This is a genomic window from Amycolatopsis sp. YIM 10, from assembly GCF_009429145.1.
In the GTDB taxonomy this organism is placed as follows: Bacteria; Actinomycetota; Actinomycetes; order Mycobacteriales; family Pseudonocardiaceae; genus Amycolatopsis.
Window position 1 is genome coordinate 8,283,382 of the sequence record NZ_CP045480.1, and the last position, 13,376, is coordinate 8,296,757.

Annotated in this window: 7 protein-coding genes; 2 read left to right on the forward strand and 5 right to left on the reverse strand. The window is 70.7% G+C overall.

Annotated elements, in window-relative coordinates; translation table 11 throughout:
* Positions 1 to 301 precede the first annotated feature (301 nt).
* The 3 genes from YIM_RS39125 to YIM_RS39135 all read right to left on the reverse strand — a co-directional run bounded on the left by YIM_RS39125 (position 302) and on the right by YIM_RS39135 (position 2,381).
* Positions 302 to 1,492: a helix-turn-helix domain-containing protein gene (locus tag YIM_RS39125; RefSeq protein WP_153035165.1), complete on the reverse strand. Its 1,191-nt coding sequence runs from the start codon at positions 1,490 to 1,492 to the stop codon at positions 302 to 304.
* A gap of 135 nt (positions 1,493 to 1,627) precedes the next feature.
* Entirely contained in the window at positions 1,628 to 1,960 is a 333-nt protein-coding gene (locus YIM_RS39130; protein ID WP_153035166.1) for a metalloregulator ArsR/SmtB family transcription factor, read from the reverse strand.
* Positions 1,950 to 2,381 carry an SRPBCC domain-containing protein gene (locus YIM_RS39135; protein ID WP_153035167.1) on the reverse strand — a complete coding sequence of 144 codons (432 nt, stop codon included), beginning with the start codon at positions 2,379 to 2,381 and terminating at the stop codon, positions 1,950 to 1,952. Before YIM_RS39135 ends, YIM_RS39130 begins: the two co-directional genes overlap by 11 nt.
* A gap of 146 nt (positions 2,382 to 2,527) precedes the next feature.
* Between YIM_RS39135 and YIM_RS39140 the strand changes: the two genes are divergently transcribed.
* On the forward strand, positions 2,528 to 3,727 hold the full coding sequence (locus YIM_RS39140) for a glycosyltransferase (protein ID WP_153035168.1): 1,200 nt from the start codon (positions 2,528 to 2,530) through the stop codon (positions 3,725 to 3,727).
* The gene (locus tag YIM_RS39145) at positions 3,724 to 4,335 is read left to right on the forward strand and encodes a class I SAM-dependent methyltransferase (RefSeq protein WP_153035169.1); all 612 of its coding nucleotides are present in this window, start codon (positions 3,724 to 3,726) and stop codon (positions 4,333 to 4,335) included. The genes YIM_RS39140 and YIM_RS39145 overlap by 4 nt, the downstream gene beginning before the upstream one ends.
* A gap of 10 nt (positions 4,336 to 4,345) precedes the next feature.
* On the opposite strand, the gene YIM_RS39150 is transcribed toward YIM_RS39145, so the two are convergent.
* On the reverse strand, positions 4,346 to 5,272 hold the full coding sequence (locus tag YIM_RS39150) for an NAD(P)/FAD-dependent oxidoreductase (RefSeq protein WP_153035170.1): 927 nt from the start codon (positions 5,270 to 5,272) through the stop codon (positions 4,346 to 4,348).
* Positions 5,273 to 5,285: 13 nt separating this feature from the next.
* Positions 5,286 to 13,352 (reverse strand): non-ribosomal peptide synthetase, encoded by an 8,067-nt coding sequence (locus YIM_RS39155; protein ID WP_228005072.1) that lies wholly within the window; start codon positions 13,350 to 13,352, stop codon positions 5,286 to 5,288.
* Positions 13,353 to 13,376 lie beyond the last annotated feature (24 nt).

The window sequence follows — 13,376 nt, forward strand, 5'->3', positions numbered from 1 at the left end:
CCGGGGGCTGTGCGGGCGGTGGCGAACCAGGCACCTGGGTCGGCGTCGGCCTCCGGCCACGGCGGCCCGCTGGCGCCGTCGCACCGGCATTCGTGGAACAAGCAGGTCCAAGCGTCGGGATAACGCGTGCCACACCAGCGACAGGTCCGGAAGACCCGGCTGACGAACGCGGCGGGGCTTTCGCCGTCCGCCCGCCTTGGCTCCGGTCTTTCGCCAGGCACCAGCACCTCCTGTGATCGCGCAATCACGCTAGGCGCGACGGAGGCCGGTTTGTGCACCAGGAGTGCACAGCTGCCGTGGTTTACCCGGTTGGGGCAACGCCCATGCGCCAGGCCAGGCCGCGCAGCTCGCGGCCACCGGCTTCGCGGCGGGCGCAACCGAGCAGGTCGGCGACGGCCTCACGAGCGAAAACGTTGTTCCTGACCTTCTGCGGGGCCAGTTCCTCCGCCTTCAGCAACGCGGCGAGCCCTTGGTCGCGGGTCTTCCGCTCAGTGAGCAGACCGCGGCCCAAATCCATCCAGAAGGCGGACTGGCGCGACCGTGAGACCCCGACCGGTCGCACTGGGCGTGCCAGTTCGGCCACTCCGGCGCCCAAGCCCAGCTCCAGCCCGATGGTCACCTGCCAGATCCCGACGTTGGTCCGGCCGAAATTGGTGTCCATCCACGGGCTCACGTCCGGCTCGATCGTGTCGGCCAGCGCGGCCGCTTCGGCCAGGTGCGTCCTGGCCTGGTCGGCCTCACCGCGGGTGGCCGAGGCCAGCGCGGCGGTCAGGTGCGCCAGCCCGGCCGTTTCGGCGCGGGCCCCCGGCATCTCGGCCACGCGGACGGCCAGTTCGTACTGCCGCGCGCGGTTCGCCCCGGACAGCAGCTGGGCGCGCTGGTAGGCGGCGTAGGTGGTCCACACCGGATCGCCGAGTTCCTCGGCCGCCTGGTGCATCCGCTCCACGGCCAGCGCCGGAAGCCCGGCGAAGCCGAGGTCGTGCACCAGGTAGGCGGCGGCCTTGTAGGTGCCGATCAGGCCGACCAGCGCCTCGCGGCGGTGCGCCGGGTCGGCCGACGCGGTCAGCAGCTCGCGGATCAGCTGCGGGATGAGCACCACCTGCGCGGCGAAGTCGGCGTCGGGCCGCAGGACCTTGTTCAGCCGCACCACGTCCGCCGAGAGCTGCGCCCACGGCCGGTCCCGCTGCTCCGGCGCCTCGCCGACCCACCAGCCGGTCAGCGCCTCCTCCACCGCCGGTACCCCGGCGCGGATGTCGTCGTCCAGCGGATCCCTTGCCGCATAAGGCTTTCCGGTCAGCTCGGTGGGCGAGACGCGGAGCGTGCGAGCGAGTGCTTCGAGCACCCGCCTGCTGTTCACCGGTTTCTCACCGCGCTCGATCTGGCCGAGATAGGTGAAGGAGTAACCGGAGAGCTGGGCCACCGCCCGCAGGCTGAGCTGCCGCCACCCGCGGATCTCCCGGAGCCGTCGCCCCAGTTCCGTCGCGGGTTCCATCGCCGAACGCCACCTTCCACCTCGACGCGCCAACTCGTCCAGGGTATCGAGCCCTGGATCAGGTGAACACCGCGACTACGTCACTACGCGTGGTGATCCGGTTCCGCTCGATCGCGTAAATTACGAGCCGGGGCCTCAAGCCTGCTCGAGGCGCGTCTTCAGCGCGTCCAACCGCCCGTCCCAGTCGCTGGCCAGCGCGGCCAGGAACTGCTGCGCGACCCGCATCGGCGCCGAGCGCAGCCGGTACCGCACCCGGCGGCGCTCACCCGGCTCCGCGGTCACCAGACCGGCCTCGGCCAGCAGGTTCAGGTGCTTGGCGATCGCCTGCCGGGTGATCGGCAGGCGACCGGCCAGCTCGGTAGCGGTGGCCGGGCCGCCCGCCGCCAGCGCGGCCAGGATGGCGCGCCGGCTGGGATCGGCCAGCGCGGTGAAGACCTGTTCGGCGACGGCCTCGTGTTCAGGCTGCATCGAGGTATTCGACCAGCTCGCCCAGTTCGAGCGCCCACCCCTTGACGTTTCCGCCGAAGGCCTTCTCGTGGTCGTCCTCCGCGAGCTGGCCGAAGCCGCTCTCGACCACGGTCAGCCGGGTGCCCGCGCCGACCGGTTCGAGGGTGAACTCGACGTAGGTGCGGCGCGGGTCGCCCTCCGGCAGCCCGTAGATGTGCCAGGTGAAGCCGAACACGGACGGCTCCTCGACCCGCTCGACCCGCAGGTCGGCCGCGTCGCCGGTGTCCCACTTCAGCTGCGCCGAGCCACCGGGGCGCAGGTCGATCGTCGCCTGGTTGCCGAACCAGGTGCCGAGCCCTTCGGCGGTGGTGAGCGCGGCCCACACCTTGGCGGGCGGCTGGGCCAGCTCGACGGTCCGCTCGATGCGATCGGGGAATGCCACGGGAACCTCCACTAAGTAGCAACCAACTGGTTGCGACTCTATGGCAACCAGTTGGTTGCGTCAAGCCCGGGTCGTGCTTTCCCGAGTGGCGGAGCCGCCCGCGCTCTCTAGGCATCGCCCCAGGGGTGCGTGGTTAACCTCGGCTCATGGCACGCGTGGTGGTCCTGGCCAGTGGCAGCGACGGCGACGTGTTGCCCTACCTCGGCCTGGGCAGGCGGCTCACCGAAGCCGGGCATCCGGTGACGGTCGCGGCGGTGGAGCGGTTCGGCGACGCGATCACCGGTGCCGGGCTCGGGTTCCACCGGCTGTCCTCGACCGATCCGCGGCAGGTCACCGCGAACAGCCGGAAATCCCCGATGCGGCTGATGGTCGACGGCCTGCGCGAGCAGGTGCCGGAGATGATCAGGGCCGCCGAACGCGCCGACGTGCTGCTCTGCCCGATGTCCACCTTGATCTTCGGCGACAGCCTTGCCGAGGCGAACGGCATTCCGTGCCTCGCGCTGCCGTTGCAGCCCGCCGCGCCGACGCGTGAGATGTCGCCGTCCTTGTTCGGCGGCCGGGATCTGGGCCCGTGGCTCAACCGCGGGACCGGTGAGCTTTTTGTCCACTTGGGACCCCGGATGTTCGCGAAACCGCTGGCCGACCTGCGGACGCGACTCGGGCTGAAAACCAGGTTCACGCCGAACCCGCGCCAGCGCATGCTGCACGGCATCAGCCCGGCCGTGGTGCCGCGCCCGCGTGACTGGCGGCCGGAACAGGAAATGGTCGGCTTCTGGTGGCCGCATTCCACCGCGGAACCACCCGCCGAGCTGGTCGACTTCCTCGACGACGGCCCTCCCCCGGTCTACTTCAGCTTCGGCAGCGTGGTCGCCCGCAAGACGAATCGCCAGCGGCAGGCGGTCACCGAAGCGATCCGGCGCAGCGGCGTGCGGGCAGTGGTGCACAGCGGCTGGGGCGACCTGGCCGCGTCCGGCGAGAACGTGCTCACGGTCGGCCACGTGCCCCACGAATGGCTCCTGCCGCGCGTCGCCGCCGTGGTGCACCACGCGAGCGCGGGAACCACCGCGGCGGTGCTGCGCGCGGGGGTGCCGTCGGTGCCCGTGCCGTTTTCGAACGACCAGCCGTTCTGGGCGAAGCGCCTGGTCGAGCTGGGTACCGCGCCGGGTGTGCTCCCGGCGCGCGGACTCACCGCGGACGGGCTGGCGGCGAAGATCGCCGAGGCTGTCGGTGCGCCGACCTACACTGAACGAGCCGCTGCGATCGCGGCGGAACTGCGGAACGAGGACGGAGCCGCGCGCGTGATCGAGGTCGTGCAGCAGGTCACCGAAGAGGTCACCGCCCGATGACCACCCGCACCGCGCGTGGCTGGAAGCGCGCCGCCCGCAACCGGTCGGCCGGTGGTGCGGGCATGTACGTCCCGCAGCGGCGCAAGCTGCTGGCGGACCTGACCGGCACGGTGCTGGAGATCGGTCCCGGCGCGGGCGCGAACACCGCGCACTTCGGCCGCGACGTCCGCTGGCTCGGCCTCGAACCGAATCCCTACCTGCACGAACGATTGCGCGAGAAGGCGCGCGGCCAGGTCATCGGCGGGGCGGCGGAGTCCATTCCGCTGGCCGATCACAGCGTGGACGCCGTCGTCGGCACCATCGTGCTGTGCTCGGTCTACGACCAGAGCCGCGTGCTCGCCGAGATCGTCCGCGTGCTGCGCCCTGGTGGCCGTTACGTGTTCCTGGAGCACGTCGCCGCGCCCGACGGCACCTGGTCGCGCTGGGCGCAGAAGACCGTGGCGCCGGTGTCGCGCTGGCTCGACGGCGGCTGCGACCCGGCACGCGAGACCGGCCGCGCCATCGACGCGGCCGGATTCGACCGGGTGGAGACCGAGGAGTTCCTGCTCCACGGCCCGTTCGGGGTGAAGATCCCCCACCTGACCGGCTGGGCCAGCACGGCCGGGTGAGGGCCGGTTCTCACATTCCGAACTTCGAGCGCACGTCCGCGACGATCAGGTCGTGGTCGATGCTCAGCGCGACCATCGCGCCCAGCGCCGCGCTGGTGATCGCGTGGATCCACGGTGACGGCCAGTTCGGCAGCCGGGCGGCCTCGCCGGCGGCGTAGATCAGGTCCACCGAGGTGTGCCCGTGCTCGTCGATCCGCACCGAGCCGTCGTCCATCAGTTCGCAGCCGAGCGCTTCGGCCAGCTCGCCGTGCGCGTCGAGCGGAGTCTTGACGAACATCGCGTCGCGCGCGATCGTCTCGCCGCCGATCCGCACCCCGGTGAGGTGGCCGTCGGCGCCGGTGACCTGCTCCACCGGTTCCGTCCGCACCTCCACCTCGCACACCTTCAGCGCGGCGGCCGCCTCCTCGTCGAAGTCCGGTGTGCCGTCGGTGAACAGCACCACGTCGGAGCTGTACCGGGTGAGTTGCACGGCCAGGTGCGCCGCGGAGGTCTCCGCGCCCAGCACGGCCAGCTTCTGCCCGCGCACCTCGAACCCGTGGCAGTACGGGCAGCCGTAGACGCCCTGGCCCCACAGCTCGGCCACGCCGTCGACCTCGGGCAGCCGGTCACGCCGGCCCACGGTCAGCAGCACGCTGCGGGCCTGCTCGGTGGTGCCGTCGGCGAGCACCACCGACGCGCTTTCCTCGCCGGCCGACACCGAGGCGACCGCGACGTCCCGCACGGTCACGGTCTCGTACTTGGCCAGGTCCTCCCTGGCGATCCGGCGGAACTCGGCGGGGTCGATCCCGTCCCGGCTGAGGAAGCCGTTCATCGCGTGTGCCCTGGCGTTGCGCGGTTCGCCCGAGTCCACCAGCAGCACCCGCCGCAGCGCGCGGCCCAGGATCAGCGCCGCGTTCAGGCCGGACGGCCCCGCACCTACCACGATCACGTCGTACATCGAATCTCCTTGTTCATTCCGGGATGCGGGCGCCGAGTTCGCGGGCGATCCGGCCGACGCCGGGGGAACTCAGCACGGTCTGGTGGTTGCCCGGCACGCCGATGATCTCCAGCCTGCCCTTGACCGTGTTCTCCCAGCCGTACGCGGGCTGGGTGACCGGGGTGTCCGCGGCGCGGAACAGCACCACGTCCCCCGCGTACCTGGCCGCCCGGTGGGAAACCAGGGCGGCGATGTGCCGCTTGTGGACATCCCGCATGCGCAGCAGCCGGGTGGCGTCCAAACCGGACGGCAGCGCGTTCGCCTTCGCCGCCTGCTCCATCGCCGCCTCGATGGCGGCGTCCGGTTCGAGCGAGCGCAGGTGGTCCAGGTCCAGTGGCACACCGGCGAAGAACTCGGCGATCACGTCGACGTCGTCCACGTCACCGTCGACCAGTTCCGGCGCCACCGAGTCGATCATCGCGACCAGTTCGACGCGCTCGCCCGCGTCTTCCAGCCTGGCCGCCATTTCCAGCGCGACCACACCGCCGAGCGACCAGCCGGCCAGGTGGTACGGCCCGTGCGGCCGGACCGCGCGCACCTCGGCGAGATACCGATCGGCCATCACGCCGATGTTGTCGTCGGCCTCCTGCCCTTCCTCCAGGCCGAGCGGGGCCAGCCCGTAGAACGGCCGGGCGCGGCCGAGCCGGCGGGCCAGTTCGCCGTAGCAGAGCACGCTGCCACCGGCCGGGTGCACGCAGAACACCGGCGTGCCCTCGCCCGCGGTGATCTCCACCAGCGGCCGCCAGGCCGCGCCGCCACCGCTGATCAGCCCGGCCTCCTGTTCGACCGTGCGTGCGGCGAGCTGGTCGGCGAGCGTGATCTTCACGTCGAAGGCGCGCTGCACCTCGGTGGACAGCCGGATCGCGACCAGCGAATCGCCGCCGAGTTCGAAGAAGTCGTCCAGCACACCGACACGTTCGACGTCGAGCACCTTCTCCCAGATGCGCGCCAGCCGCAGTTCCACCGCGTCGCGCGGGGCCACGTAAGGCTTTTCCGACAGGTGCGCGCTGCGCGTGGCCCGGAGCACCTTGCGGTCGACCTTGCCGGAACTGGTCATCGGCATCGCGTCGAGCACGGTCACCGTGGACGGCACCATGTGCGCGGGCAGTTTCCGCGCCAGCTCGTCCAGCAGCCTGGCGCGCAGTTCGGCCCCGAGTTCCTGGCGCACCGGCATGTTCGCCGGTTCCAGCAGTTCCCCGTCGACCGGCGGGCGGAAGTCGGCGCGCGGCTGCCCGGCTTTGCGCAGGACCACGTCGAACGCGCCGTCGGCGTACCCGGCGGCCCAGCTGATCTCCACCTCGTACCCGCACGAACGCCCGAGCGCCCGCAGTTTCTCCGGGTCCACGGCGTCGCCGTCTCCCCCGGCGATGGCTTCGGACAGGGTCGCGTCACCGGAGGCACCGAGCAACCGCTGCCAGCGCTCGTGGTGCCGCCGCACCCGCGCGTTCGGCACCCGGGAGAGCGCGATCAGTTCCCGCGCCCCGCCTCGCAGCATGGTGGCCACCGCGTCCCAGGTCAGTTCGCCGCGCGTCCAGTCGAGCCACCGCGCCTCCACCTGGACGTGTGGCTTGGCCGCCTTCTCCAGCACCACGTCGTAGCGGAACCGGCTCAGCTCGTTGTCGTAGGCGCCTTCCTTCGGGCTGATCTCGATCCGGCCCAGCTCCGGCACCTTCTCCCGCAGCCTGGTGAAGAACCCGGGATCGACCAGCAGCTCGTTCTCCACGCGCGCCAGGTGCCGGACCCGCTGCACCACGTCCGCCGCGAGCACGTCCCCCGGTGCCTGCGCGACCTGGACCGACGCGTGGAGGGTTTCCAGCAGCAGCAGGTTGCGCACGTCGCCGATGAACATCGAGCCGCCCGGCACCAGCGCGTCCATCGCACCCCGGATGACCTCGACCAGGTAGGCCACGTCCGGGAAGTACTGGGTGACCGAGTTGAGCACCACCACGTCCACGCTGTCCGGCCGGATCCCGGCGAAGTCGACGGCTTCGCGCTGCTCCAGCACCACGTGCTCGTCCCCGCTTTCGGCGAGCCTGCCGCGCACGTACTCGATGGCCGTGGCCGACATGTCGGTGCCGTGGTAGCTGGTCACCTTCGGCGCGATGCGGGTGAGCAGGATGCCCGTGCCGCAGCCGATCTCCAGCACCCGCTTCGGTTGCAGGCCGAGCACGCGGTCCACCGTGCGGTCGCGCCATTCGAGCATCTCGCCGGTCGGGATCGGCTGACCGGTGTAGCTGGAGAGCCAGCCCGCGGTGTTGAAGTCGGCGTCGACCTCGATCACCGGCTCGGTGTAGATCTGCTCGTAGAGCGACTGCCACTGGTCCACGTGCCGCCGCAGCCAGGGCGCCGAGGACAGCGACTGGTCGGTGACCGCGGTGAAGTCCGGCTCGACGAAGGTGGCGAGCACGCCGTCGTCGGCCACCACGACCGCGTGCTTGACCATGGGGTCGTCCTGGAGCACGGCCTCGATCTCACCCGGTTCGACGCGCTGGCCGCGGATCTTGACCTGGTCGTCGTTGCGGCCGAGGAACTCGATCTCGCCGTCGGCCCGCCAGCGCGCGAGATCGCCGGTGCGGTAGAGCCTGCCGTCGGAGAACGGGTCCTTGACGAACTTCTGCCGGGTCAGCTTCGGCCGGCCGAGATAGCCCCTGGCCAGCCCGATCCCGCCCAGGCACAGCTCGCCGGGCACGCCGATCGGGGTCTGCTGCCCGGCCTGGTCGAGGATGCGGCAGGTGATGTTCGCGATCGGACGGCCGATCGGCACCACCGGATCACCCCTGTGCTCCGGCAGGCACTGCCAGTAGGTCACGTCGATCGAGGCTTCGGTCGGCCCGAACAGGTTGTGCAGTTCGGCGTCCAGCAACGAGAAGAACCGGTCCCGCAGATCCGCCGTCAACGCCTCACCACTGCAGAACACCCGCTTGACCGAAGGAAGTTCCGAAACCCCTTCGGCGGCAAGGAAGTACCGCAACATCGATGGGACGAAGTGGAGGGTCGTGACGCCCTCGTCCCGGATCAGCTCGGTGAGGTAGTCCGGATCGCGGTGGCCTTCCGGCTTCGCCAGCACCATGCGCGCCCCGATCATCAGCGGCCAGAAGAACTCCCACACCGAAACGTCGAAGGTGTACGGAGTCTTCTGCAGCACCACGTCCGCGTCGCCGATCGGATACTCCGCCTGCATCCAGCGCAACCGGTTCCACACCCCGCGGTGTTCGAGCATGACGCCCTTGGGCTTGCCGGTGGAACCGGAGGTGTAGATGACGTACGCCAGGTCGGCGGGCTTGCCGACGCCGGGATCGGTGTCCGCGCCGTCGAACTCGGCGGTGTCCAGCGCCAGCGCGGTGCCCGGGATGCGGTCGCGCAGTTCTTCCTGGGTGAGCACCAGTTTCGCGCCGGTGTCGCGGATCAGGAACTCCAGGCGCTCGGCCGGGTAGTCCGGGTCCAGCGGCACATACGCGCCACCCGCCTTGAGCACGCCGAGCAGCGCCACCACCAGTTCGACGGAACGCCGCATCGCGACGCCGACCACCTTGTCCGCGCGCACACCCGCATCGATCAGGTGGTGCGCCAGCCGGTTCGCGCGGCGATCCAGTTCGGCGTAGGTGAGTTCGTCCTGTCCACATCGGACCGCGACCGCGTCCGGCGTCGCGGCGGCCTGCCGGGCGATCACCTGGTGCAGGCACTCGGGCTCGCCGTAGTCGACCGCGGTGTCCGCCCACCGCTCGAACAGTTCCGCCTCCGGCGCGGTGAGCAGCCCGATCTCGCCGACCGCGCGCTGCTCGTCGCCCGCCAGTTCCTCCAGCAGGCCGCGCAGGTGCGCGAGCAGCCGTTCCGCCGCGCCGGCGTCGATCCGGGTCTGGTCGAACCACACCTTCAGCGTGGTCTCGCGGCCCGGGATGACCACCACGGTCAGCGGGTAGTTGGTCTGCTCCATGCTGTGCAGATCGGCCACCCGCAGGCGGCTGACCCGTTCGAGCACGGAGAAGTCCGCCGGGTAGTTCTCGAACACCAGGATGCTCTCGAACAGCGGCACCCCGGCCGGCACCTCGCTCCACTCCTGCACCTTGGTCAGCGGGCTGAATTCGAACTGGCGCTGGTCGATCTGCGCCTGCTGCAGTTCGCTCAGCCAGGTGCCGAGCCGCTGGCCACCCGGGCAGGTCACCCGCGCGGGCAGGGTGTTGATGAACAGCCCGGCGATGTTCCCGGCCCCGGCCAGATCGACGGGACGACCGGAGGAAGTCACGCCGAACACCACGTCCTCGGTGCCCGAGTACCGCGAAAGCAGCAGCGACCACGCGGCCTGGAACAGCGTGTTCACCGTCAGCCTGCGGCGGCGGGCGACCTCTTCCAGCCTCGCGCCCAACTCGGCGGGCAGCACGATCTCGCGCCGGTCGTAGTCCTCGTCGCGACGGTCCCCTTCGGACGGACGATCCACCCCGAGCGACGTCGGTTCCGAGACCCCGGCGAGCAGACCGCGCCAGTACCGTTCCGCGGCTTCGAGATCCTGCCGCTGCAACCATTCGATGTAGTCGTGGTACTGCCGGACGTCGTGCAGTTCCGGCTCCCGGCCGTCGCACAGCGGCACGTAGATCTCGAACAGCTCGCGCAGCACGCCGGCCGAACTCCAGCCGTCCAGGATCAGGTGGTGGAAGTTCCAGACCACCTGCCACGCCTCGTCGCCCAGCCGGAACAGCCCGACGCGCACCAGTGGCGCCCGGTTCAGTTCGAACCCGTCCTCGCGCTGCTTCCCCAGCAACGCCGACAGCCGCTCGGCCTGCGCGTCCTCGTCCAGGTCGCGCCAGTCCTCTTCGGACCATGGCAGCTCGATCGAGTCGAACACCACCATCAGCGGCCGGTCGAGCCCTTCCCATTCCACCGCCGACCGCAGCGCCTCGTGCCGGTCGACCAGCCGCTGCCAGGACTCGCGGAAGAGGATCGGATCGAGATCGCCTTCGAGCCGGACGCTGAACTGTTCGAAGTAGACCCCCGAACCGGGCGCGGACAGGGTGTGGAACAACAGGCCCTGCTGCATGGTGGTGGCCGGGTACAGGTCGCCGACCAGGCCGTGGGTGGCGGTGATCGCGGCCAGTTCGGCGGCCCCGGCCCCGGCCAGCGGGAAGTCGCCCGGCAGGTACGCCCGCGCCGCCGCTTCACCGGCCGCGACGGTCAGCGCGTCGAGGTGCCCGCGGATCTCCGCCAGCAGGATGTCCATGGTGGACGGCTCATAGCGGGAGCCGGGATAGGTCAGTTCGACGGTCAGCGCGCCGTCGCTGATGCCCGCGTTGATCTCGACCGGGTGGTGCCGGGTGTTCTCCCCCGCGTGCGCGCCCTCCGACGAGTCCAGCGCCAGGGTGAATTCACCACCGGCCACCCCGTCGAGCTGGCCCAGGAAGTTGAACAGCACCGCCGGGTTTTCCTTGAACCGCTCCCGCAGCAGGCCGTAGCCGATGCCGTTGTGCGGCGCCTCCCGCAGGGCGTGCTTGACCGCGCGCACCGCCTCGACCTCGGGTGCGGCGCCGACCGGCAGGTGCACCGGGCGCATCACGGTGAACCAGCCGACCGTGCGCGAGAGGTCGATGTCGTCGAAGAGCGGTTCGCGGCCGTGGCCCTCCACATCGACGGTGATCCCGGCGTCGCCGGTCCAGTCGGTCAGGCCCTGCGCGCACGCGGTCAGCACCATCTCGTCCACCCGCGCTTTCATCCGGCGCGCGGTCTCGGCCAGCCGTGCCGTCGCTTCCGCGGGCAGCGAGATCCGCCTGGTCACAGCGGTTGCCTGCGTGTCGGGACCGTCGAAGTCGGCGGGCAGCGGAGTGATCGAGTCGACCACGCCCCGCCAGTAGCCCTCTTCGGCGGTCACGTCGTACGAGGCGAGGCGCTCGGTCCATTGCGCGAACGCGGTGGTCTTCGGCGGGAACGCGCCTCGGTCGAAGTAGGCGCGTTCGAAGTCCTCGACGATGAACCGCCAGCTGACCGCGTCGACCACCAGGTGGTGACAGGCAAGGACCAGCGTGGTGCCGTCGACGGCGCCCTTCACCAACGGTCCGTGCTCGATGTCGAGACCGGTGTGCGCGGTGCGAACCGGGTCATCGCTGACGACCACCGGCACGGCGATCTCGTCGACGCCGACCTGGTGCGCGCCTTCCCGGGTGAACCGCGAGCGAAGCACGTCGTGGTGTGCGATCACGCGTTCCAGGGCCTGGCGCACGCGGTCCGGGTCGAATTCGTCCTTCGCCACCAGGGTGATTCCCTGGTTCCACTGGTCGCGCACCGGCAGGTCCAGGTCGAAGAACCAGCGCTGCACCGGGCCCAGCTCGACCGGCCCGGTCACCGGTTCCTGCGGCGCGAGCACCGCGGGCCCGTGCCCGGCCACCTCGACCAGCCGCGCCACGGTCTGCTCGCGGAACACCTGCGCCGGGGTCAGGTGGATGCCCGCCTGCGCGGCCCGCGAGACCATCTGGATCGACAGGATCGAGTCGCCGCCGAGGGCGAAGAAGTTGTCCAGCACGCCGACGCGTTCGACGCCGAGCACCTCGGCCCAGATCGCGGCCAGCTCCTGCTCCAGCGACGACCGCGCCGGGATGAACTCCTCACCGCCCTGCCACACCGGGTCGGGCAGCGCCCCGCGATTCAGCTTTCCGTTGGATGACAACGGCAACGCGTCCAGCATGGTGACGCCGGCGGGCACCATGTACTCGGGCAGCCGCTGCCGCACCCAGTCGCGGACCTCGTCGGCGTCCACCGCGGGCACCACGTACGCGGCGAGCTGCTGCTGCCCCTCGACCTGGTGCACGGTGACCGCGGCCTCACGCACGGCGGGATGGGTCAGGATGACCGACTCGATCTCACCCGGTTCGACGCGCTGACCGCGGATCTTGACCTGGTCGTCGTTGCGGCCGAGGAATTCGATCACCCCGTCCGGCCGCCAGCGCGCCAGGTCGCCGGTGCGGTAGAGCCTGCCGCCGGAGAACCGGTCGTCGATGAACTTCTCGTCGGTCAGGTCGGGACGGCCGAGGTAACCGCGCGCAACGGCGATGCCCCCGAGGCAGAGTTCGCCCGGCACGCCGACCGGCACCTGCTGGCCCGCCTGATCCAGGATGCGGCAGTTGACGTTCGCGATCGGCCGCCCGATCGGCACCATCGGATCACCTCGGTGCTCCGGCAGGCACTGCCAGTAGGTGACCTCGATCGAAGCCTCGGTCGGACCGAACAGGTTGTGCAGTTCCGCGTCGAACAACTCGAAGAACCGATCACGCAGATCCGCGGTCAGCGCCTCCCCGCTGCAGAACACCCGCTCCACCGAGGACAGTTCCGAAACCCCGTCCGCGGCAAGGAAGTACCGCAGCATCGACGGGACGAAGTGGAGCACGGTGATCGCTTCGTCGCGGACCAGCCGGACCAGGTAGTCCGGGTCCTTGTGGCCTTCGGGCTTGGCCAGCACCAGCTTCGCGCCGACCATCAGCGGCCAGAAGAACTCCCACACCGAGACGTCGAAGGTGTACGGGGTCTTCTGCAGCACCACCGCCGAAGCGTCCAGGTCGTAGTGGTGCTGACCCCAGCGCAGCCGGTTCCACACGCCGGCGTGCTCGACCATCACGCCCTTGGGATTGCCGGTGGAACCCGAGGTGTACATGACGTACGCGAGATCGGTCGGCTTCACCGGCCGATCGGGGGCCGCCGTGGACCCGTGCCATTCGCGGTCCACGGTCAGCACGGGCACCCCGTCCGGCAGCCCGGCCCGCAGGTGGTCCTGGGTCAGCACGAGCACCGCGGCGGTGTCGCGGAGCATGAACTCCAGCCGGTCCACCGGGTGGTCGGGGTCGAGCGGCAGGTACGCGCCGCCCGCCTTGAGCACCCCGAGCATCGCGACCACCAGTTCGGTCGACCGGTGCAGGCACAGGCCGACCACCCGGTCCGCGGTCACGCCCCGCTCGATCAGGTGGTGCGCGAGCTGGTTCGAGCGCTGGTCGAGTTCGGCGTAGGTCAGTTCGTCGCCCTCGCAGCGGACCGCGATGGCGTCCGGCGTCTTCGCGGCCTGGCGCACCACGAGTTCGTGCAGGCACCCGGG

Coding starts and splice junctions, on each gene's coding strand:
- YIM_RS39125 (WP_153035165.1), bottom strand. CDS start 1,492: ATGGAACCCGCGACGGAACTGGGGCGACGGCTCCGGGAGATCCGCGGG.
- YIM_RS39130 (WP_153035166.1), bottom strand. CDS start 1,960: ATGCAGCCTGAACACGAGGCCGTCGCCGAACAGGTCTTCACCGCGCTG.
- YIM_RS39140 (WP_153035168.1), top strand. CDS start 2,528: ATGGCACGCGTGGTGGTCCTGGCCAGTGGCAGCGACGGCGACGTGTTG.
- YIM_RS39145 (WP_153035169.1), top strand. CDS start 3,724: ATGACCACCCGCACCGCGCGTGGCTGGAAGCGCGCCGCCCGCAACCGG.
- YIM_RS39150 (WP_153035170.1), bottom strand. CDS start 5,272: ATGTACGACGTGATCGTGGTAGGTGCGGGGCCGTCCGGCCTGAACGCG.